Genomic DNA, 23,484 nt, shown 5'->3' with positions numbered 1-23,484 from the left:
CGAGCTACCCGATGAAGGTTTGTTTAATGACAGTACATAAATTAACGCCACTCTTGTCTAAAGCACTGTGCGCGCTTATACCAATAGTGTGGGTTGATATTGCCAGTGGAAGCGGAGATATTATTAAAATAGCGATTGGTGAAGGCCACAAAGCGTTGGCTAGAAATCCAAACTATAAGCTTGGTGTTGAAGTGCCCATTTCCGGAATTTATAAGGAAGCTAATATCGATTTCAAATTCGTCTATCTCCCCAACGAGCGCGCTATTCAATCTGTTGTTTCGGGACAATACGACGCACTAGGCCTAAGAGTTTCTGGGCTTGATAAAAATCCCAATATTATAAAAATCGATGTCCCGCTAGGTTCATTTGATGTTTACTTTCTTTCTAGAGGTGATAGATACATTAGTAATTTAAAGGATGCTAAAGATGAAACGGTCGTCGCTCTTCACGGGGCTCGCTATGTTGATGCTTTAAAACAGTATAAGAAACTGCATCTGATTCATTCAGAGGAACAGGCAGCACTGATGTTAACAAAAGGAAGAGCGGATCTATGGCTTGCACCGCTACCTAGCTATCAGTTAATCAAAAACTCCTACCCAGAAATAGAAATATCTAGCCCAATCGTGTCTAGAGAAAATGTTTATCACTATATTCATGCTTCCCAAGCACACCATCTTGAACGACTTGAGAGTACAGCCAAGCGCTTTCTCGCCAAACGCCAATCACAGGCCAAGGCTGAGCAGCCCAACACAAAGTGACCTCTGAGTAAAGTATCTAGCTAAGACTGAGTAACCAAGCAAAAAAAACCATGTGTCTTCACACATGGCAAAACAAAAAGTGAATGACAGTGGATTATTCTCTTTTTGCGTTTTAAGCACCAAACAGCAGTGCCAATATACAAAGACTAGGTCAAACCGACCCACTTAGCTAGGCCACTCAATAGGTTTCAAACTCGCCACTGTTGTAATCCGAGATGGCTTGTTCGATTTCTTGCATACTGTTCATAACAAAGGGACCATAATGAACTATGGGTTCATCAATGGGCTCGCCTTGAAGTACTAGCACGCCACTCGCAGTTTGTGCAGATAATTCTATGAGCTGACCTTGGGACAATATCGCTAATTCACCCTGCTGAACGGCTTGATTATGCACATTTATCTGACCTCGATAAACATACAAAACGAAATTGGACGTATCTGTTGTCGTCATCTTTAAGCTTTGATTTGGCTTCGATTGCCAGTCAGTAACAGACAAAGGCACACCCGTCTCGTTCAGAGGTCCACTGAGTGCAATATCGTTTACCGAGACTTGACCAGCGAGCACTCGAACAAGCCCCAGTTCGTTACTAGCATATTCTGTAATCGTGTTGGACTGAAAATCTCTATATTGTGCTGGTTTTACCTTATCTGCCGCTGGTTGATTGATCCAAATTTGAAAACCATGAAGATCGCCTTCTTCCATAATGGGCATTTCACTATGAATCACTCCTTTGCCAGATGCCATCCACTGGGCTCCCCCAGCACGCAGCTCACCTGTGTTGCCCATATGATCTTTATGCTGGAAGTGACCTTTAATCATATAAGTTAAGGTTTCAATTCCACGATGGGGGTGAGGTGGAAAACCACCAATATAGTCATTACGGTTATCAGATTTAAGCTCATCTAGCATTAAGAATGGGGAAAAGTGTGGGTTATCAAATCCAGTAACACGACTGATTTTTACTCCATCTCCATCTGAAGTTGGCCGTGAGCCGATAACTTTCACAATCTCTCTTCGATAATTCATAACAAAGTCCCTCCTTTGTAATTACTAGAGTTTATATCCACTAGTAAGAAAGTTAACCTTGCATTGTCTACCTACTTGTTCAAAAAATGTGAAGTTATAATAACTAATCAACGCTCAAACAGTGAGTACCAGTTAGCCAAAGGTTCACCTTGCTCTGCAGATAATCATCAATATCGCAATCAAATGTTGGTGTTCGCCATAGCAAATCGTATAATTTGGTTATTAGCCTGTAGTATCTGGATTGTGCATATGTCTTCAAAGTTTATCGAACGAGCTTGGTCTCATTCCTGCGTTACCATGGAGGAAAAGCTTGTTCTGCTCGCCCTAGCAGAGCTATCTGATCGCAGTGGTGCCGTCATTACTACCATGGATGAACTGCAAGCCATGACGAATGGATCGGAATCCAGTATTGATCACGTACTTGGAAAATTAGCGCTTGAACAAGCCATTATCTCACTCAGCAAAGCCCAGACTCGCAAACAAGGTAGCATCAAATGCAAAATCAATGTCGGTAGCCAACATTCGATTCCCGTATACGCGACATCAGAGCCGATTGCCAAAGTCCCTCAATTCCACAAAACACAAGTTAAACCATTACAAGGTTCAGATTCTGGCACAAAAACCATTAACATAATGGATCTGTCGCCCAAGGTTATTGAAGCTTGGGCAGAAGTGATCATGTTTAGGTCTGGTTTTGCTAATCAAACTAGCGTATGGGCAAGTTTCGTTGATAAACTTAAGGCTTTAGGCCAACCGTTAATGAACCAAGACGATATTAACAGCCGCCTGCATGCTCATTTACACTCAGAAAAAAGCTATGGGCAAAATAAAGGGTTCAAAAGCAAACCCAATACAAGCAAAATGTCTCCCAATCAGGCCTTCAAGAAAAAGATGGCAAATTTCAACTTCGACTTTGACGATTAGGTAAGCAATGAAAAACATCAATGAAATCGCTTCTGATTGGCAGAAACAAGGTCATAATAAGCCCGCTAAGGCTTATAACACTACCATCAAAAAAACCAGCTCAACCAAGCTCCCTTCGAGCCCTGCAACTCCTGTCAGCTCATTGTCGACACAGGTAACCGGAGAGTTTAATCAAGGCCTTAAGGATGTTCTGCGCCCGTATACGGTAGAACAGCGCAAACATATTATGGCGTTTTTCGGCAAAATGCAGGAAAACTTCTCCACCCAGTTTACTCATATGTATGGCTCTGAGCCTGATGATGAATTTGCTGCCTTTGCTTCACAACTGTCTACAGAAGATGTAGAGAGAATCGTTCATCATTTACGTGAGCGATTACTTGCTGGTAAAGAGTGGCCCCCTGCTCTTGCCTTACTTTCCATGCTAAAAGACTTACCACTCAATACTGAGGTTTTAGAGGCGAGACATAGAATCTTGATCAAAAGAGAGCCTGTTACACGAGTAGAAAAGTACATTTTTAACCGTAAAACGAGCTATCTAAGGTCGCTATCTGAAAAAAATCTCGCTGAAGAATTTAAGCTACTCTACATAAACGCTTATCAAGAAGTGCAGAATAATCTTGATCTTACATTGGATCAAAAGGAAAAAAATGTAGAACAAAATGTTCTAAAAGTTGAACCCACACAAACCGACCTTGAAATACAACGTCGAATGACTCAAGGCCTCAAACCGACTGGGAATGTGGGTCATATTCTCTCGCGCATAGATAAACTTCGCCATGGTGAGTCCTCTCAAACCGAACAGAGTTGGAATACAAATCAAGAAAGTAACCAACCACTACAGGCTATCAACAAAAATAAGATTGATCGCGAACAGCAAGCTTTAATGGAGCAAATTCTAAGGGAAACCAACGGCGGCAATGAGAACGTTTAATATTTTAAAGAAAGAAAAAGATTTTTTTCTCGCCTCGATAGGCAAGTCTCATTGTAAAATCATTATCGATGACTATAGCCGTGAGCTACCGCTTGGAGAAATAACACTGCATGTCGAAGAGGTCTCGAATAAGTATAAATACTATTCAAACGAAGCGATTTTCAAACTTACCTTACCCGTAGGCGAGCAAGATAACATCGATATTTGCATGCTAAGTAGTGGGCGAAAAAATCATTTCATCTACAAAAAGTGTCTCAAACTAGGCGGCAAGTGGGAACCGATTCTCAATCAGTGGGTGTTTTCAACCTCTGTAGAGAAAAAAGTACGAGAGCTAGAAAATATTATTCAATCTGAAGAAGAGTATGTTGAAATTACCTTCAACGAAACCGTCACCTTAAATGATAAAGCCTTTACGATATTTGGTTACCCTATAAGCTCAACCGACTCGAACAAAACGGTAAAAGGTGTGAAATTGTATCGTGGAGATATTGCGGTGATGGGGACTAAAACCATTGTTGTTGCCGGAACTAAAGTTCGCTTATTTATCCCCAAACTCATGCGAGAAGACAGTAGCTTTCGAGAAGATTACCTTTGCATCACCCACATGGAAAAAAAGCGTAAGCCCAACAAAAGAAAAACTTACTCTTGGGAGTAAGTTTTTCTACCAAACCAACTCACCGTATAGTCTCTAGGCCATGACCGGTTCTCCAACGCACTTCTCTGTCATTAAAGATCTATGCTCTTTGATCAGTTCATCCAACACTTGATGTAATCGATTAGGGTTGGCTGTGGCTTGACCTGCAATGATGATATGCGCTGTATTTTTGGCCACCGCTAAATGGTGCTTGCGCCACAACTCCTCCGAGGGTTTAGGGAACACTACAATTGGTGAGTTGTCATGGCGCCACGCTGAAATCCCATGTTGATTCAACTTGATAACCACCTCTTGAGCCAGCTGCAAACAATCCGCTACTCGCTGTTTTTTGCTCTGCTCACTAGTGCTACGAATAAACTTCCATAGAAACAAAGGCGTTAAACCACTTCTTGAGCCTGATAAGGTTTTATCTGGCGCAGCAATATATTCTATCTGGTGACTCACTTTATCAGTATGTTTCTTTAACGCTAAGACCATACCGCAAGGAACAGGTGAGCCCAACATTTTATGACCTGACACTGAGATAGAATCAATGCCATGTTTAAATGAAAACATAGGAGGGTTATCAACGTACGGAACTATCATGCCATGACATGCAGCATCCGCATGGATGTAGTATTGTTCGCGGTCAAAGCCCACTTTTTCCAAACGACGCTGAATTTGCTGTAAGTCATCAATGGCACCCAACATAGTGGTGCCTATGTTGGCAAATATGATTGGTGATTTATCAATATTTTCTTTAAGTAAACACTCCAGCGCATCGTAATCCATTTCGCCCCGAGAGTCTGACGCCACGACCCGATAGTCAATATTCAAAAAACGAACGATCTTCATCACTGAGTAATGAGTTTCCTGTGAAAAATACACCATTCCCGATGGAAATCTCTCTCTGGCAAGATAACAACCGTACATATTCCCTTCGGTACCACCATTGGTCACGTAACCCCACGCCTCATCCAAAGTGGTGTGGTACAAGCGACAAAAATATTCGACCACATCTTGCTCGAACTCAAAGGTATTCATCGGGTAATTAGAAGGCTCTGCCCAGTCACCTACGTTATTTATGGAAAACTGAAAAAAAGACCATAAATCCCGATAGTCGTAATCTGTCGCAACAGGATAACCAAGCATTTGATGCTGGCTCTCCACACAGACTTTGTATAAATCTCTAAGTCTTTGAGTATCATCATAAGACAGCGGCATATGTATTCCCTTACATCAACAATATCAATGTTTTAATGCCTTGTTAGTTGATCAAATACAATTACTAACAAACGGAAACTTCTAAATATGTGAAATCATAAATATATTCAACAGGATTTAGTACACTAGATCCTAATAGCCCCTAATCAAAGGGGCCATTGGCAATAAATATTAGTTCAGCAAATCACTTAACTTATTCACACCATCTAGACAATAGGCATCAAGCTTATTAAGAACTGAGAGAATTCTCCTTGGCTGGCTATCGCCTGAAAACCTCAAGGAGAGCTTATTTTTTGATGAGTTAAGCACACTATCCATCATAATCAGTGTTTTGCCATCAATAACCAGCTTAAGCCTATCTTGCTCATGTTGAGCCACAACTTGGCTATAAGCAAAATCAGACAAATCAATCGCTGTTAAGTAACCAGAATCTTGAATAATGACCGTCTTATACTGACCCACAGTATCGCTTAATGCATAGCTATTGCTGCGTCCAGATGTTGCCAGTACTAAGGTATCGACGTCAGCCAATTTAACAACCTGTGTCATCCCTGATTGGGTAGGTTTAAGTACCAAAGTCCAAACATGTTGATTCCTAAACACATCGTCATAAAATCCTAGAGAAACGCTTCCACTCTCTCTATCGGAGCGAACCAACTCGCCATTTTCAGGGATAAAAAATACCTGTTTCGGCTCAACATCGTCAGTGGAACCTATCCAAATCGCCTCACCTTGGTGAGCCAATTGAATCTGCTGGCCTGTTTGAGCAACTAGCCATCGTCCCTCATCACCTAATTGAATCAAAGGCCTAGTTGGGTAGGTATCTAAGATTGACTCAAGATCATTTTGACCATTATATAACCATTTCTGTGTTATCTTAGTAAGATTCACAGAAGTATTTGCGCTAATCTCAAACTCTAAACCAGAGAGGGTTGTAACACGGTAACCATCATGACTGACATAGAAGTTTGCAAGAGCTTCCCGCGTCAACTCCATCTCTTCAGGCGTAGTGATCAAGCCATCAGTGATAAAACGAAAATCTGGTGTAAAGTTATACATCTGCTCCTTATTCAGTGTCTGCTGTGTATAAGCTTTGCCAGTAGCAGGGTCAAACAGCCAAACCGATTCCTTGTCTCTTGCACCAACGAGTTTTAACGCGGTATCCTGCCACTGCTTTGACAGAAGAATAAACTGCTCTGTCGAAGGCAAATACCATGCTTTCAAAGGCTTACTATCATAATCGGTTAAACCAAAAATCATGACTTGGTGCGCTATACCTTTAAGCCTAGCGCCAAGTTTATCTTGCCAGGTTTGACTATGTTCTTCCAACCATTGGCGATTAAACGCAACGATATTCAACGTGCCTTTGTCGGTGACAACATGTATTTCTCCATTTGGTTTGACAACATAGACGCCATCATGAGCACTCACTTTATCTTCCTGAGAAAGAGAAAGCTTGGTAAGCCCAGTTTCATTGAGTATTACTATACTTTGCTGGCCTTGAGTGTAGAAATAGTAGGTGTCTTTATTGACCAACAAGAGTTTTAAGTCTTCCGCAGCGCGGCTTAAACCAACATTAACAATTTGTTCTTTCGATAAAATGCTCCAAACAGGTGTTTGAGACACTTTACCTACCTCAACAATGTCTGATAGTTCTGCAGGCACTTGTTTACCTTGATCTAAGCCGATAAACAGTGGCGGCATAGAGCGCATAGATGAGTCTATTAACTGCCGATGACCTTGACTTAGCGAATCCCTTAATGATTGGTATAGCTGACCATCTCCATGGATATCGTTTAACTTCAGCCCTGATGAAGTTAAACGGTACAGATACTTAATTTTAGACTGGTCTGGCATATGATAAGTCGCTGCTACCAATACCGATTCTGCTTCAGTCCAAGCGTTAAATTCCGCCGATATCGCTTGTTCACTAGGCTGATGGAGTGAGTAAAACTCGGTCATCTTGCCAGTAGCAATATCCGTCTTCCAAAGCTGACCATAGTGAGCGTTGAAAACTAGAGCGCTTTCCCCAGAATCAGTCAAGAGCTGAGCAGAATACGAAAGCTCGGCCGATACATTCTTAGTCGCTATCATTCGGTCTTGTTTGACATCATAATATGCTCGCCCGAATAACTGCTGATCTTCTTGATAATTCTCAACCACGACATAATCGCCGAGCAATTGATGCTGCGCAGCCATTTGCTCTAAATGATGACGGACCCCATCCGCGGTATTTTCTTTATCTACATCAAGCTGCAACAAAGACAAACTATCGTCTATGACTTGCCACACTTCGCCATTATCAATATAAATAGTCAAGGTAGAGTTCTGTAGCGCGACAAGGTCAAAACTCACTGAGCCAATCACAAGCTTGTTAGCCTCGAGTCGAATATCCGCACCTTTTATCTCTCGAGCATCGATTATCCAATCGACTCTTTCTCCGGGCTCTTCGACCAATGTATAACGTCCCTGCGGCTGAACTACTAGCTCTTGGTTTCCTCCCTGTGCACTGAGGCGATAATGCAATTTACGATGGCCAAATTTTGCTAATTTGGGAGCAAATACAATTCGATCATCAGAACCAAGGTTGACCTCGACTGTATGGTCAACAAACTCCTCTTTCATGTGTCGAATAACATATTCAGACGGAAAGACATAAAAGTCGAAGTCAAAATCAAGTTGAGTTTCTAACGATCTCAATACATCAAAGCCTTGATCATGTCTGGTTGTGGAACCTGGAAGAATTTCATAATCATAATCAATGTATGAAAAACCTGTAGCTGGTAACAAAATCTTTGAACTGTTTGAGTTGATAGGGTAGTTAGCCGCGTAGCCCAAACGTTCTCTGATAGGTAAAGCCTTACTCTTATCTCTTAACGCTTTAGGTAAATCACCAGCCCAGAAGAAATAGTTCAACCAACCAGAACCCGTTTTACCATGTTTGGAGGAATAAAGCGCTTGGCTACCCAGTTCTATCTCCCCACGAGATAAATCTATTCGGTCTACTACGGCACCCGGCAAAGGAACAAGAATGTCATTGTCGGCATCGTAGCGATATCCACCATTTTGATAAGCTTGGTCTACTTGATAGAAATAGTGTCCGACCTGCTGGGCATCTTGAGCAATATTACCAAATGCTTCAGCCAAAGCGGTAAAGCCGACTGCAAGTCCACCGACAATCGCTCCGGCTTCTCCAAGTACTATAGCCGCAGTGGATGAGCCAGCAATACCAGCACCTAATGCCGCCCCTCCCAGAGCGGTTCCGACTGCATTAAATCCTAGTTGAGTACCAAAAATTGCTTTTTGCTGAGCATTTTTAGCATGAGCAAGCTCATAAGAGCTTAAGCCGACGTTAACCACGCCAAAAGCAAGGCCGATGCCTTGATTGGCGATCCCTGAAATACTATTCATGGTCACATTAACCAGCTCAGTATCGGTGGCAGCTGCCACTCGAAATAGCTCAACCATATGACTGGCATCGTTGAGTAAACCATGAGCTATCTGTCCTGCCATCACATAACTATGGATTTGTAACGCTCGCTGCAAGGAATCTCTGCTTTGATCAGCCACCTGATTTCGCTGTTCATTTTGAAACCAAGTGATGACCGACTGTACGGCAAAACCTGCGTTTAAGCCGTCAAACCCTTGCACATCTTCAAATCCAAGAGACTGGACAGGTCTACCTGTTCTAAGATCGAAACGCGTATTGATCTTTGAGAACTGCTCGCGCAGATACTCGCTTACCTTAATTAATTCCAATCCTCGTAGCTGAACTCGACTTTCTTCAGTTTGATCGGGTGACATAAAAGTGATGGCAGAAAAACCTTCCTTTGGCTGGGTAATACTGCCAATAACCGGTAACCAGTCATCAGGGATACTATACAAAGTGCGTGCTTTACTGATTGCGCTAGATAACTTTCGCGCGTGATCATATGCGGCTACCTTTGTTAAGCTCATGCGCAATGATAAATCTTGCTCTATCTGCTGTTCAGAACTTTCCAATACCATGATTGACTCATCGTCATCAATGGTCATGATAGATTCAGACGTAGACACGCTCGATTCATCGTCATCAATTGTCACGATAGACTCATCATCACTAATAGTCACAATTGAGTCACCATCACCTACCGGACTTAGGGGATACTCTATTGTTAAGTCAATAACTTGCCGGCCTGGTAATACTCTCACCCGAGCCATTTTATCGGTATCTATATTGATCACATTAAACTCGGGTTTTGCTTGAGTTCCTGCAGCCATGTAGTAATCCGCCCAGCCATTCATTATGAAGTGCGCTTCAAGGCCTTTCCTTAGAGACTTTAGCGAATTAAATTCAACAACTGAGAAGTTAGGATCATAGAAATAAAAGCGTTTGGTGCCCATGTCATTTACGGCAGAGAGACCAACAGAATGAACGCTAGTATTGACCGCAAAAGAGGCTCTCCCTTTTGAAGATAGGCTTCTATCTAAGAGTGCCGCAATACCATTAATATCCATACTCCCCACAGTTTGACTGCTTTGCCGCGCTTCATGACTAGCGTGTAGATTGTGAAGCGCATCGAGAAGGAACTGACTTTCTACCGCGCTCGGATCTGCAGCACCTATAAAAAGCTTGTTGGAAAGATGGCGAACCGACTCGGTCCCTTTGGTCATAGCAACCGACATTGCCCTAACGAGTGGATAGCAACGACCGCTACCGTCGCCCATTAAGGTTAAAACAAAGTCTTGAGGAATACTGGTCACCACGGTTCCACCTAAGCGCTTCATCTGTTCGTTAAATTTAGCCGTTAGTCCAAGCGCTTGAGAGAGCTGTTCTTTATTCATTTGCTCATTGATCCAACGTATTAAAGCGCCTTGCTGACGAGCATCCATTTCAGTGGAACCGAGAAGTAGCAGTTGTCGTTGGCTCAAAGACATTGACTCATCAAAGTCAGGGAGCTCGATCGAACGGTAATTCTCGTAACCGTCATCAAAAGCAGTTCGCTTGCTACCTGTTAGATTTCGGATGGCCCTTTCTTTGACTAAAAATTGATGATGAATCTGAGTTTTATCAAAGTTACCTGCACGCAAATTCTCGTCAGCAACAATAAGACCAGCCGTACCTTGCTCTTGTTTTTGCTTAACATTAAGCCACATCTGGTCTGCATCCCGAGAAAGGTCAATTAAGCCTTGCGTATTGGTATCTAATTCAAGCAGGCTAGCACGCAATAAAGAGAGCTTTTGTTTGACTGAAGCCTTATTGGGGTATCCGGGGATTTTCAATTTGGCCAACTCAAGTATTCGGTTTCTCGCCAGAGATTGTCGCTGCGCTGATACTTTTCGGCTCAGTGCAGTTCTCAAATCATTCCACATTTTAAGGCTCGAATGTGTGTCTACTTGCTTTATTTCGGCCGGGTTGTATGGCAAATCGGTAACATTGGCCGTCGAGATGCCGAGGCGATCAGCTAAGCTAATTAATTGTGCTTGAATCGCTGTGCGATTTTCAACAAAGGCTTGCTCCAAATTATCGCCAACAGGTGCAAAAGGAACAGCCGTTGTCGACCCAATGCGTCTTACTTCAAGATCGCTAAAGCTATTAAAAGACTGTTTTTGTACCAGGCTTTGCCAACCTTTATCATTGTAAACAAAGAATGTAACATCTAAGCCTTTATCGAACTTGATATTTTCTCCAACACGATAGCCAGAACTGAGGTCACGAAGAGCCACAACATTGTCATACAAGGCATAAGCATGCGGCCGTTTGTCGAAGTAAATTCTGTAGTGACTCGGATCATGGTCAACGACGACCGCTGTGCCTCCATTATTTGCTGCTGCAACAACTATCTCACCATATTTGGCTGTTTTCTTTACATCAATAAAAGACGGCATATTATCCAATAAAGGTTCACTAAGCACTCGAAGCCTGTTGCTAGCTAGGCCATCATCTTTACTAATATTCAACTGATACCCATCGGTTCCGATATGCATAATGGGTTCGCCTTGCAAAGCCGCATGTTGTGACATCAATGACGTCGCATCTAAGGTAAAGCTTTTAAGAAAGCTCTGCGGATCACGCGTAAAATCAAGAATTGCTTCGGATAACTCTGCCTGCTTTGATTTGTACTCGAAAGAAGGATCAAGTAAAGGGATACGAGCAGAATCATAGCCATGTTTACTTAGAGTTTCAGGTAAGAGAACGCCCAATGATTCGCCGCTGAAAATATTTTCAAGAATAGCGTCAGTTGCAACGACTGCTCTTGAGCCACCATGACTTGGGAAAGCGATGCGCGAGCTCTCAGCGTAATTTTGACCTTTAGCCAAAGCCACCATGCCAAGAGGAGTATGCTCGACCCATGCTTGCTGAGGAACATGTTGTGCCAAAAAAGCAACCACTCTCTGAGCATTATCGATGCTCGCACCATTGAGATAAAGTACCGCTTGGTCTGTTAATGAACCAAATTTCGCAGGTGCGAGAATTTTTGCTTGTCTTACTACATCAGCAACGTCACCAGAGTATAGTTTTGAGAAAGCATCGATGATTTGAGGTAAGTATTGCTTAGAAAAGTTAAGCGTTAACCTTGAAGTAAACAAGGTATCAACTTCAGGCTCAGTATAAAAAGTCTCTGGGATGAAGCGGGCAGATGTAGCGTAACGTATAAAATCATTTTGGTTTACGTTAGCGATTGAACTCTCGTTAAAACCTTGGACATTAATTCTAAAATTATCTGCAGAGCGATTTATATCGCTGAGTACACGATATACATTTTCGCTTTCCTCTTGTGTCAGTGGCTGTAATACCTTTGGTTTATCTGATGAGTAGGCATAGTAAAAGCTTCGAAGAACTCTTTCTTTAAGCAAGATATAGTTTTGCCGAGTATTTATCGTCCAGTGGCCATCTCTGGCTAAGCCCTGCTTTATATTTTGTATAAGCTGTTGGTTTGTTGAGCTAGCGATAATGTTGTCTCTAGTTTTGCGCATGGTACCAAGAAATTCATCAAACCCTTTCTGGTATTGAGTTTGATCTATAGGCAAGCTTAATAAATAGTCAGAATCTAATGAGTTAATATCATTACTATTAGTTGGATGGGCCAAATAAGACGTGAAAAATAATGACGAAACTAGCGTCGATATAATTGTTTTTTTCATATAATTATTGTGAATAAATGCAAGCAAAGCAATACAAATATCAAATATTCAAAAAACAATCAAACTAATAAGCAAAGTCAGAATAAAGGAAAAGAGGTGAGTTCAAAAAATAACTTAAGACATACATCAAATACAAATAAATACATTAACAATTTATTTAAATAAATTAAAGATGATGAAATCTTACTTCATCACCTTATTAAAAAATTAGTTATCTAAAATTTCTTTTAAATTTTCCGGTAGCTCTAGAAGCCAACAATCACCATACTTTTTCAAGACAACGACTTCATTTCTGGTAATCAGCTTGCCAAATAGCCTTTCCTGTTTTTCAACATTAACGTATTTCTTATCATTATAATCAAACACATTAATGACTTTAAAAGATTCTAAGTTAGCCTTGTTACTACCTGATACCTGGCCTAAAATAGAAAGAAACTGATTCATAAAATCAAGGTCTGACATTAACACAATATCTTCCTTGGACACAGTGTTACCAAATGCCATATTTTTGATAAACTTGATACTTGAATCATTATGTTCAAGACCTGATACCAGAACATCTTTTAAGCCACTGATATCATCAGGATGATAAAAATTCGCAGATTGGTCAAAGCCTACTTTGGTTATAAAATCATAATATTGCTCAGTAAACTCTGCAGGCACCTGAGATAAAGATAATGACCCATCAATAATAACGCGCACATCGGTTATTAGCGCCGATGATGAGCTATATGGAGTAAACGTCATGCTTTTATCGGTCAACCAATTGTCATAAACCCAATTAGATTCATCGATACAGTGCTTTGAAACTGTTTCTAAATTAACTCTATCACCAATAGTGGTATTGTGAATCTTATTTCTACTGTTATCTTCGGCATAGGTATAAACCAAAATACCAGATTGATCTGAAGAAGAAGGATCGATACCACTGTATGAAGTTTGGATACAGACCCGCTCGATATCCGACAAAGCCATTGGCAACTTAGCAATAGCTTCGGCTCGCTGCTCAAGATAGCCATCCGCCAAATTGAAATAATCAAACTGAGGCGCTTGGTATAAAACAGGCTCATTCATCACAGCAGGTAAGCCGCTTTTTATATCTGGCACAATAGAGAGTGTATCAGCAACAGACGGCGCAGAAAGAAATAATATTGCTAGTAGGTTATTTTTATTCATTGATTGCTCCTTTTTCAAGCAGCAATATCAATTATTATATTATTAGTTTCAAGAATTAATTAGTATATATAAATGTGAGAATAGTTTTATGTGATTATTATCTATTAAGAATCAATTATTAAAGACAAATAGAGCAATATAAGATTTAATGTAATAAATAAAACATACAAATAGTCACATTAAAATAAATAATATTTCTAAGTTATTATGTTTTTACATCGGCTCGATATTCTCTTTTAATTCTCTGTTTGAGCCAAGCTTGTGCGGGCACCTCAATGAATGTGTAGGTGATATGAGCAGCGAGTATCGATACACCAATATACGCCGCAATAGGAACGGACAGTGCGGCACCTGACCAATCAGGCAAAAGTCGACCAAACGCACTGTTGAGCACCATAAATACGACGCCATGACATAAATAAACCGAGTATGAAATCTTGCCTAAGTAAACCGCTACCGAGCCAGATAGCCAACGACTAGCAAAATGACTGTTATCGGTTAAAGAAAATAAAAGCAAACCAAACGCCATAATCATTACCCAATCCCAACGGCTATGGGTGTTAAATAAAGCCATGAACGCAATGATAAACAGTGCCACGACGGCCATTGGTAGCAAAGTCGGGACTTTGGTAATTTGGTAAAGCCTAAAAATCAACATGCCGACCAGAAATTCACTCAATACTCGTAGCAGAACAAACTGCCAACCCGCAAAATAACTTTGCCTATCGGTTAATCCCCAGCCCAAGCTTATCGTTAAAATAAATACAGCTGCCATGATTGCAAAGCATTGCAACACAGATAGAGAGGCTCTAAAAAGTAATGCCGCCAAAAATGGAAAACACAAATAGGCAAAAAACTCACTACTTACAGACCATGAAGGAGCATTCCAGCCGACTGAATTATCAACACCAAATCCATTTGTTAAGCTCATACTAAACAAAAGTTTAGGTAGTGAGAAGGCATCGGCTGGGGAGTGATAATTAAATTGAGTACTGGCGATAAAAAAAATTGGCACCAGTGCAAGCGTGGTGACAAGGTGAACCGGGTAAATGCGCGCAATACGCAGCCACATAAAACGACGCCAAGAAGAAAACGATAGCCGATCGCTAAAATCATTATGATGAACATAAGCAATCACAAAACCACTCAGAAGAAAGAATAAATCGACACCAAGCCAACCCTTCTCAGCAATATTGGTCAACCAGTGGGGCAGCTTTCCCTCAAGTGGATATTGAGTTACCAAGTGATGTAATAAAACCCATAATGCGGCGATGCCTCTGATACCAGTTAATGCATCTATGTGTTTCTTTACCATACTTATTTCTCTCTAAACTCAGCTCGTTAAAGTGTAGTGAGATAGCACAGTTTTTGCCGAGTGTTAAGAAACAAGATTTTTAATAAATACGATCAAGCAACCAAAACTGATAGAATCTAAGTGACTTCTGACTTACACTCTGGTTGCAAACCTGACACACCTATCTATTATGCTTAAGATTTCAAATACAGTTACACTTCAGGCATGGGAAATTACGCTCACCGCAATACGATCGCAGGGAGCTGGCGGGCAAAACGTGAACAAGGTTTCCTCAGCAATACATCTGCAGTTCGACATCATTCACTCGTCACTCCCAGACATTTACAAACAGGGGTTGATGGCGCTCAGTGATTCTCGAATTTCGAAACATGGCATTCTCACAATAAAAGCGCAGCAATTTCGAACTCAGGAACAAAACAAAGAGGACGCTCTTGAGCGGCTGGCACAGATAATACGTAGCGCAGTCCAAGTGCAGAAAAAACGCCGCCCAACAAAACCAAGCAGGGCGGCAAATGAAAAGCGATTAAAGTCCAAAAATGCTCGTTCTCAAACCAAGTCTCTTCGGACAAGGGTGAGTCATTAATTACGCTCACCTATAGTGTTTATCTTGACTCAAGCGGGTAAGACCGATAGCTCCACATACCATAGGTACGCAGCGCATCACGATAAACACCCAGCAGCTCACCCTTGCTGATTTGTTTTAACTCCTTAAGTGGTTTGTCTGGGTACGCTAGCGTATCAAAAGTAATGCCGCTAGGACCCGTTTGCCAACTGGCGATTTCAAACAGTACCTGCCCACGACGAACATGGCTGGCAGAACTGATGATTGTCGCGTGTTGTACCTTGTGTCTTGCAAGAGCATAACTACTAAACAACGCATTACCGACCGTACTCGTGGCGTAGTTCTCTTCAATAATGCGATCCGCGCTCACTCCTTTGGCTACTAACCAATCGGCCATCAGTTTGCCTTCCGTTTTGTGGTTTTGCGGCACGCCTCCTGTCAGTACGATCAGTGCTTTCGGGTTCGCTTGCGCAAGCTTTAACGTTGTCTCAAGCCGCTCGATTAAAATAGAGTGCATAGAACCATCAGGGTTAAGCGCATAACCCAGAGTGACAATCGCGCCATTTTCACCAAGAGCGCCCTTATCTGCTTTCTCTTTTAGCGGAGTAGCAACCACGCGATCAATGGTTTGGAATATGCGGGTTAAATCTTGCGCTTTTCCAGCATTGAGTTGAGCCAGAGCCTGCCTATGCTTTTGAGACTCTGCTTGGTTACCGTTAAATTTTTGCCACACGGCGAGATAGGCGTGCAAATCAATATCATCAGGTGCGACAGATAAAGCTTGTTCAAACAATTCGATAGCTCGATCAACGTTCTTGTTATAAATCTGCGCATTCGCAGCCGAAATCAACAGATCCGTTCGATAAGGTTCAAGTTGATGTGCTTGCAAAAGACGGTCAGTCACAATTTCCATATTACTTGGCATTTTTGCCGTAAAACCAGCATGAGAGACTCGCGCAGGTGACTTAAATGCACTTACCGCATCATTTAACAGCTTATCGACGACCTCACGTTTTGTGACCAGATCCGTGTATTGGGCAGAAGCCTGTACAGCGTGCTCTAAATCTGCGATTGCAGGTGCTGACGCACCGAATGCCAATGCACCAGTGAGTAACAGCGAAATCAATGTTTTGTTCATACAAAGTCCTAAGGATCTTATCTATCTCAATACCAGGTGTGGAGTTTATAAAATAAAAATTTAAAAACCGTGACAGAGGTTGTGTTTTACACTTCCATAGTTACAAAGTGCTAAAACGAGAAGTAAGGTCACAAAGAATGGGGATTAGGGCTTGATGGACATACTTTGCATGTCCATCAAGCCTTATTCATTGCTAATTATTCAATGGTGATGGTGTTTTTAACCTCACTAGGTAAGTCAGAATTATTAGGACCTGAGACGATAACGGTATAGGTACCTAGCAACCAATCTCCCCAATCTAGGGTCTCTGTAGTCCAAATACCTTTGTCATCCACTTGTACATCTAGAGAATATTCTGAGATCTCATCTCGTGTCACTTCAAGCTTCAAAAGCGCCCCCGACGCAACCCCAAGGGCACTACCGTGAATGACGACCGCATTTGAATCAATAGGATTGTCGACTATCTCTTGATCTAGCGTTAGAAACGGCTTCACACTCACTGTCGCTGTATCGTTCGCGTTCGGTTGCTCAGCAGGGTTATCGGACAAATCTTTGTAAGCCGTCACGGTAAACGTCTTCGCTAGCTCACCATGAGCAAGCACAATGGGACCATTAATCACACCATTCCATACCGCGCCATCACTCTCTGAACCAGAAAAGTCAATAGTATAACGGTCATCGACCCCTTCAAGTAACGCGCTAACCTCTTTGACTGGCTCACTAAAGCTCACCTTGACGAGCACCCCCTCATGATTGTGCTCGATTGGCTTGCCCTCATTCACTTCAATATTGACAACCTCAGGCGCTTGAGTATCAATAATCTTTATCTCAGTCAAAATCACTGATGACGCAGAAATCTGCTTGGCATTGTTTCCTGTYACTTCCAACTTAACCTGACCCAAAGGCCAATCAGACATATTGTGAGACGTCGTGAACCAACGGCCATTCACACCAATACCGACATCGGATTGCCAACTGAACCTGTTATCAACCACAGAGGTTAACTTCACCTGAATATGGTCTTCGTCTGTTGTCGTAAAACCAAGACTACTCCCACTTACCGACACACTCCTCACTTCCGTTGAATCAATCTCGTTATCTACCATCACCGTGTCTACCTGCAGTAATGGCTTCACACTCACTGTCGCTGTATCGTTCGCGTTCGGTTGCTCAGCAGGGTTATCGGACAAATCTTTGTAAGCCGTCACGGTAARCGTCTTCGCTAGCTCACCATGAGCAAGCGCCACTGGACCTCGAATCTCACCTGACCAAGTCACACCCCCATCCGTTGAATCGAAAGATGTCACTTGATAGCCTCCATCGTCCAGTAACGCGCTAACCTCTTCGACCCGCTCACTAAAACTCACCTTGACGAGCACCCCCTCCTGATTGTGCACAATTGGTTTGCCTTCATTCACTTCGATGTTGGCAACCGTAGGAGCAATATTGTCCCTAAAAGACACCGTTTGCTCCAAAGGCTCTGCCGACTGGCCTGCACTATTTTCACCCGTCACCGTAATGATGATAGTGCCTTGATGCCAATCCGAGATATCGTGTGTTTCAGTTTGCCAATGGCCATTCTCGCCGACTGGGATTTTTTTACTATATTGAGGTAGGTTGCTTTGGTCTACTGAGTCTGAGGTTGGTTTATTTTTGACCGTTACGGTCAGCTCTGCTCCGGTCTGAAACCCTTTAGAAGTACCTGAGACGATAAACTCCTTCGCATCAGAAGCGTTGATGCTACCACCCATGTCGTTGAGAGTAATCACAGGCTTTAATGGGATATCTGTAGTATATCCTTCACCAAAATTGCCTTGTGGGCGGGTATCTTGGTAAGTTCTTTCAACAACTATGAGAGGGGCTGTAGCACTACCACTTGGCAGCATTAGCGGCTGTGTTGTACCTACCCACACTTTAGAAAAACCGGTCTCTTCAAATGAAATAGCCTGCCCATTCAAAGATGCCGTAGGTATCGTCACGCGTTCATTGAATGTCAGCGTAACCTTTGCGCTTTTCTCATCAACCAAGACATTTTTAAATTCTTCTCCGTCATATGAGATTAGGGTACTGCTCACTTTGGGTTTGATCTTGTCGTCATATAGAGCTTTTTTGGTTGCTACAACACTACGCTCGCCTTCGGCGTACTTTCCGCTGACAGTGACGGTAAATTCAGAATACTCCCATGTAGACATATTGATCGATTTGGTGTCCCATTGCCCCTTATCATCAAGATTTACCTTCAAACCAGACACTTTATCAGTACCTTCACGACCTTCCTTAAGTGAGACAAGGTCAACGGTTAAATTCGCTGCCTGTTTGAAACCTTTGGTTGTGCCCGTAATGTAGACCTTGCTTACATCATCCCCATGTACGAAATTATCCTCAGTCACAGTATCGATGGTAATCACAGGCTTAACGGGAATTGACACCGTTGCTTTTTTACCCTGGTTATTAACATTATCTGAATAGCTCTCAATTACTAAACTGATGCTGTCTTTCAGCGCTAGCAGCTCAATAGGTCCAACGTCATTTATTTTCCACTCGTTTTGATATTTCTCTGACCGATTGAAGTTGAGGCTGATGTCACCAAGTCTCGCTTGAATGTTATTGACTGGCTCTGAAAATGTGAGGGTGAGATTGGCACTCTCCCCATCAACGAGGTACTCAGGTGCGGCATCTACATTATCGAATTCAGGCTTTTGATTATCAACATGATAGATAAAGGTTTTCTCTTTGGAGGTCTGGTATATATCCTGAGCGGCTACCTTTATTTTAAAACTCTTTACGCCATCGTAATCTGCCAATTTGGAATTAATCTTCAGCTCAAAAGACTTGATTTGCTCTGAGTTACCAGAAGTTGGGAAAAAATTGATTTCTGCATCATGTTCTTTATTTTGACCGTCTATCCAAGATACTTTTTTTTCCGTCACCTCAACAGGAGTTAAGTCATCTTGCACGATGAGCTCAAGTTCTATCTCACCTGAAAATATGCACTCCCCCTCGACACTACGACCCTTTTCTATAGCGCGAGAATCACCAGTTTCACAAACTACCGACCCTTCTTGGTTATACAATTTGATACTAGGCGGCTCGGTGTCAAACTTTTCCCCCTCAGTATCAAAAATGTTGTCCTCTCCGAGTTTAGGATTGGCGTGCGCAAACTTCTCTGCTTGAGATTGCGCTAAGCCAGAATCAACACCATTATCAGTGGCGGCCTTATAGTAGGCAGCAGCTAAGTCTTTGCGGTAAGTATCCGAGCTTAAGGGGAATTCGCTTTCACCTATTGTGATGGGGCCTTCAGCACCCTTACCATCAGCTTTACCATCGGAGCTGAGATCCTTGTGGAAGGCTTTAGCAAACTCTATACTGGTAGTCCCTTGTTCGGTTGCTATATCGGTTAGCCCTTCTAAAAGAAAGCGGTGAATATATTTCTTGGTCACCCGGTTTGGAATACCCTGCGCTAAATCTTTGTTGGTCGCGTATGAGGTTCCGACTGGGTCAAAACCAAGCATAGCTTTGTCCTGACTCTCCAAAGCACTGGTGACATCCGATAGTATTCTTTTAGCGTTACTTGCTGTTCTGTCTTGTTGTTTTTCCCATTGGCTCTCAAATAAGCCCGTGTGATAACTTGAAAGTTCTGTCAGATATAAAGTGACTTTGGCTTCTGAGTTAAAATAAGCACCAATACCATCTTTCTCAGCGAGCGATATATACTTCTCTTTGTCTTTGTCATCACTCCATTGGTAGTAATGAGTGCTATCATCGCCATCATCATTCTTGAGACTTTTCATGTATACATGATAAAAACTCGTAGATGGCTTTTCATCAAAAAGACGGCATGTCGCATAATCTAGCTCCTCACTATCATCCAGCTTAGTAATACAAAAAGCATTACTGACGGCACTAAACTTTCCCTTTTCATTCAATCTTTCAAGCTGTACTTTCGCATCAATAAATGGCGAAACAATGGTAATTTCAGGTACTTTAAATGCGGTTCTAAAATAAACCTCTGTCACACCACTTGTATTTTTCGCCGGATCTTTGGCAGTAATAATCAACTTTTGAATCGTATCAGACCCAATACTTTGAAGCCCTGTTCCGAATAGATCAGATGAAAAAGGGAGATAATAAGTCATGCTAGAGATGTAATCAGCATCATCATCTGTGTCAGCCTTGGGTATGAATTGCTTATTACTAATAATTGTTTTTACAGGATCACCAAAGCTATCCTCACCTAACCTCTTTGTGTAGTACTCTACCTTTAGCTCTAAGTCTTTAGCAGAAAAACCATAAGTAGATTCACCGTTATAATCTTTTTGAGGATCAGACAGGTTAACACTGATAAAAGGTACACCTAGGACTTTGAGGTTATCCACTTTGAGTGCATCAAGGTCAAACTTATCATTTTCTCCTCGATTTTCGTTTACCTCCATCAATCCTTGATTGGCAAATTCAAAGGGAATAATTAGAAACTCATCTGCTGTTTCGATATTCTTTACTGTATAAGTATTTGAATTGTAAATAAAATTAACGTTTATTTCTCCATCACTTTTTTTGGACTCATAAACAATCCCATTATCAAGATCTGATGGAAAGTCCAATTTTATTTCAGGCCGACCACTATCCGTGTATACCCTATATTTTTCTTCCGTCTGATTTTTATTTGAATCTGTCGCTTTAACGGTGAATTCAATGCTTTGGCCAACAATGAGGTTGTCATAATTTCGCTCAAAATAACACCATGTCTGTGTCCCGTAGTCAGGTTTACATCCGGCATCAACCTCAGAGTTTGAAATGGAAATCTTGACACCCTTCCCATCCAATAATTCCGGTTTTTCTTTAACATACCCGGTTAACGTATACTTAAATACACAATCTCTCTCTTCATCTGTACATCCCTGTACTGCAGATGGAGAATCAAAAATAATGACGGGAGCGGTATTGTCCCAGTCAAAGTCAATACTTACCTCGTGATTCTCAGGTGGAGAGGCTGAATACATAATGGTATCGGCTGCATAAACCACGAGTCTGGCTTCAGACTCACCATTGATATTGCCTCCTCCTAGCACGTCAGTATTTAGGTGCACGGTGAAACTTGACTTGCGAGCCCCCACAGTAAAGCTGCTATCATCAACCCAACACACTGTATCTTCATCCCCTTCGCCAAAAGGACATGCAAGTGTTGACAACGAGAAAAGTTGCTTATTTTCTGTATATTCAAGCTTCACTTCGATCGAAGCTACCCCGATATTGTCTTCAACATCCAATTTAATGGTGTCTTGGCCAGATAGAACTTCCGGTTTTGCATAAGTAACCGTTGGCGGAGTATCATCTAAGCTCACAAGGTTTCGTTTAGGAATCGGGCCTGTGTCCGGCATAGTTCCCGACGGAGTTCCCGACATATTTAGAGCTTGGGCCAGCGTTTTGTATACAGAGAAGCTAGAATTGCCAGAAGCAAAATACTCTGCAAAATCGTCATAACCAGATGATCGATTAATATCAGGGTCACTGGCCACTGTCATTATATGCTCGGCAATCGAATGGGTGTAGAAGTCTGAATCAATCTTTACAGAACCAAATAAAAAATCGCCTTTTTGACCGCCCTCTGTCTGCTTTTGCCCATCAAGCTTTCCATCAATAACAATATCTTGATAACTAAGTTCTGCAAGGTGTATGGAGGTATAGGTGTCTTTCCCACCATCAGGATCTGGCTTTAAAAGGTCATAGGCGAAAGAGGAATACGCCGTCAGTATCGCACCATACTTATCCCCATTTGTACCACTCGATACCGACTTCTTTGTTATATCTATTGGCTGTGTCGTATTGACATCAAAGCTGTATATCGCCTTTATGTCTTGTAGTGCGCTCGAAACGGCATTAGCTGCAGATTGGCCTTGCTTGATTCTATATTCAGTCAATCCTGCAGCCAAATAAGTTAATGGTGTCACCATAACCTTCTGGGTGCTGCCTTCGGTGTAATTAGTCACACTGGCCATATAGATGTTTTCAGACACAACTTGTTCAGACACGGGGTCTTTGTAACTTCCGCCTTTTGCAGCTATGTACAGCGGCATAGAGGCTGATTCAATATCAATCGAATAATGGCCAGATGCTGGTGTTACCGCACTACCTAACTTGCGCCCCAAAGAGCCATTTTTGTACTCATAGACTTCTACTGATGCGCCCAGTACAGGTGCATCAAAAACCACACCAGTAATCGTGCCTTGAGTTCTGGAACGAGGGGCAGAATCACCACCACCGCCACCGCCACATGAACTTATTAGGAGTAGAGTAAGTATTATGAAAAGAGACTTTTTAAAAGGGTTAAAACTCAGCATCATACCGACTTGACGTTGACCAAAAGTTCAAAAATTATATTTTCAGTTTGAATAATGACAACAAGGTAAAATAACCATATAAGAGCAATACTGAGCAGTGATATTTCAGCTGTTATTCTAAAAAAAGAAGTATTGACCGATCAAATTCACCATATGGGTAGTGAATTTGATTTTGACATTTTCCTGATAGAGAAATATTTGAGTCATTTATTTTAAAAATTAGACACAGATCGGGTTTTAAATACGTTCGCTAATTTTTAGTTAACGGGATATCTCGGGTATTAAACGCCATTTAAAATGCAAACAATCAATAATACTTTAATCATAACCCT

At 41.9% G+C, this 23,484-nt stretch carries 12 protein-coding genes; 5 read left to right on the top strand and 7 right to left on the bottom strand.

The window, feature by feature from the left end; translation table 11 throughout:
- The first annotated feature begins 26 nt into the window (after positions 1–26).
- Positions 27–758, top strand: coding sequence for a substrate-binding periplasmic protein (locus DPF90_RS06070; RefSeq protein WP_162813993.1), 732 nt, complete (start codon positions 27–29; stop codon positions 756–758).
- A 178-nt stretch (positions 759–936) separates the two neighbouring features.
- Here the strand turns inward: DPF90_RS06070 and DPF90_RS06065 are convergent, their stop codons facing one another.
- Positions 937–1,785: a pirin family protein gene (locus tag DPF90_RS06065; protein ID WP_114785431.1), complete on the bottom strand. Its 849-nt coding sequence runs from the start codon at positions 1,783–1,785 to the stop codon at positions 937–939.
- A 249-nt stretch (positions 1,786–2,034) separates the two neighbouring features.
- Here DPF90_RS06065 and DPF90_RS06060 point away from each other — a divergent pair, with 249 nt between their 5' ends.
- From DPF90_RS06060 to DPF90_RS06050, 3 genes are read left to right on the top strand one after another with little or no spacing between them, the layout of a single operon-like run.
- Entirely contained in the window at positions 2,035–2,709 is a 675-nt protein-coding gene (locus DPF90_RS06060; protein ID WP_114785454.1) for a hypothetical protein, read from the top strand.
- A 7-nt stretch (positions 2,710–2,716) separates the two neighbouring features.
- On the top strand, positions 2,717–3,640 hold the full coding sequence (locus tag DPF90_RS06055; RefSeq protein ID WP_114785430.1) for a hypothetical protein: 924 nt from the start codon (positions 2,717–2,719) through the stop codon (positions 3,638–3,640).
- Positions 3,627–4,295, top strand: coding sequence for a hypothetical protein (locus tag DPF90_RS06050; protein WP_114785429.1), 669 nt, complete (start codon positions 3,627–3,629; stop codon positions 4,293–4,295). The genes DPF90_RS06055 and DPF90_RS06050 overlap by 14 nt, the downstream gene beginning before the upstream one ends.
- Before the next feature lie 33 nt (positions 4,296–4,328).
- On the opposite strand, the gene DPF90_RS06045 is transcribed toward DPF90_RS06050, so the two are convergent.
- The 4 genes from DPF90_RS06045 to DPF90_RS06030 form a co-directional block, all read right to left on the bottom strand.
- Positions 4,329–5,498, bottom strand: coding sequence for a histidine decarboxylase (locus DPF90_RS06045; protein WP_114785428.1), 1,170 nt, complete (start codon positions 5,496–5,498; stop codon positions 4,329–4,331).
- 171 nt (positions 5,499–5,669) lie between these two features.
- The gene (locus tag DPF90_RS06040; RefSeq protein WP_240314473.1) at positions 5,670–12,623 is read right to left on the bottom strand and encodes a TcdA/TcdB pore-forming domain-containing protein; all 6,954 of its coding nucleotides are present in this window, start codon (positions 12,621–12,623) and stop codon (positions 5,670–5,672) included.
- 207 nt (positions 12,624–12,830) lie between these two features.
- Positions 12,831–13,799, bottom strand: a complete 969-nt coding sequence (locus DPF90_RS06035) for a hypothetical protein (protein ID WP_114785427.1) — start codon at positions 13,797–13,799, stop codon at positions 12,831–12,833.
- A gap of 205 nt (positions 13,800–14,004) precedes the next feature.
- Positions 14,005–15,114: an acyltransferase family protein gene (locus tag DPF90_RS06030; RefSeq protein WP_114785426.1), complete on the bottom strand. Its 1,110-nt coding sequence runs from the start codon at positions 15,112–15,114 to the stop codon at positions 14,005–14,007.
- A 169-nt stretch (positions 15,115–15,283) separates the two neighbouring features.
- Here DPF90_RS06030 and arfB point away from each other — a divergent pair, with 169 nt between their 5' ends.
- The gene (gene arfB, locus DPF90_RS06025) at positions 15,284–15,697 is read left to right on the top strand and encodes an alternative ribosome rescue aminoacyl-tRNA hydrolase ArfB (protein WP_114785425.1); all 414 of its coding nucleotides are present in this window, start codon (positions 15,284–15,286) and stop codon (positions 15,695–15,697) included.
- Between the two features lie 19 nt (positions 15,698–15,716).
- On the opposite strand, the gene DPF90_RS06020 is transcribed toward arfB, so the two are convergent.
- Both DPF90_RS06020 and DPF90_RS06015 read right to left on the bottom strand, forming a co-directional pair.
- A complete protein-coding gene (locus DPF90_RS06020; RefSeq protein ID WP_114785424.1) occupies positions 15,717–16,814 on the bottom strand; it encodes a YdcF family protein in 1,098 nt (365 codons plus the stop codon).
- A gap of 197 nt (positions 16,815–17,011) precedes the next feature.
- Positions 17,012–23,155, bottom strand: a complete 6,144-nt coding sequence (locus DPF90_RS06015; protein WP_114785423.1) for a tandem large repeat — start codon at positions 23,153–23,155, stop codon at positions 17,012–17,014.
- Between the last annotated feature and the right edge of the window lie 329 nt (positions 23,156–23,484).

The organism is Vibrio tetraodonis (assembly GCF_003350295.1).
Taxonomy (GTDB): Bacteria; Pseudomonadota; Gammaproteobacteria; order Enterobacterales; family Vibrionaceae; genus Vibrio; species Vibrio tetraodonis.
The sequence above is the reverse complement of the archived record's forward strand: the minus strand, read 5'-3'. Positions and strand labels throughout refer to the sequence as shown.

Bases quoted from the DNA above. Each gene is read 5' to 3' on its own strand.
- DPF90_RS06070 (WP_162813993.1), top strand. From the start codon at position 27: ATGACAGTACATAAATTAACGCCACTCTTGTCTAAAGCACTGTGCGCG.
- DPF90_RS06065 (WP_114785431.1), bottom strand. From the start codon at position 1,785: ATGAATTATCGAAGAGAGATTGTGAAAGTTATCGGCTCACGGCCAACT.
- DPF90_RS06060 (WP_114785454.1), top strand. From the start codon at position 2,035: ATGTCTTCAAAGTTTATCGAACGAGCTTGGTCTCATTCCTGCGTTACC.
- DPF90_RS06055 (WP_114785430.1), top strand. From the start codon at position 2,717: ATGAAAAACATCAATGAAATCGCTTCTGATTGGCAGAAACAAGGTCAT.
- DPF90_RS06050 (WP_114785429.1), top strand. From the start codon at position 3,627: ATGAGAACGTTTAATATTTTAAAGAAAGAAAAAGATTTTTTTCTCGCC.
- DPF90_RS06045 (WP_114785428.1), bottom strand. From the start codon at position 5,498: ATGCCGCTGTCTTATGATGATACTCAAAGACTTAGAGATTTATACAAA.
- DPF90_RS06040 (WP_240314473.1), bottom strand. From the start codon at position 12,623: ATGAAAAAAACAATTATATCGACGCTAGTTTCGTCATTATTTTTCACG.
- DPF90_RS06035 (WP_114785427.1), bottom strand. From the start codon at position 13,799: ATGAATAAAAATAACCTACTAGCAATATTATTTCTTTCTGCGCCGTCT.
- DPF90_RS06030 (WP_114785426.1), bottom strand. From the start codon at position 15,114: ATGGTAAAGAAACACATAGATGCATTAACTGGTATCAGAGGCATCGCC.
- arfB (WP_114785425.1), top strand. From the start codon at position 15,284: ATGCTTAAGATTTCAAATACAGTTACACTTCAGGCATGGGAAATTACG.
- DPF90_RS06020 (WP_114785424.1), bottom strand. From the start codon at position 16,814: ATGAACAAAACATTGATTTCGCTGTTACTCACTGGTGCATTGGCATTC.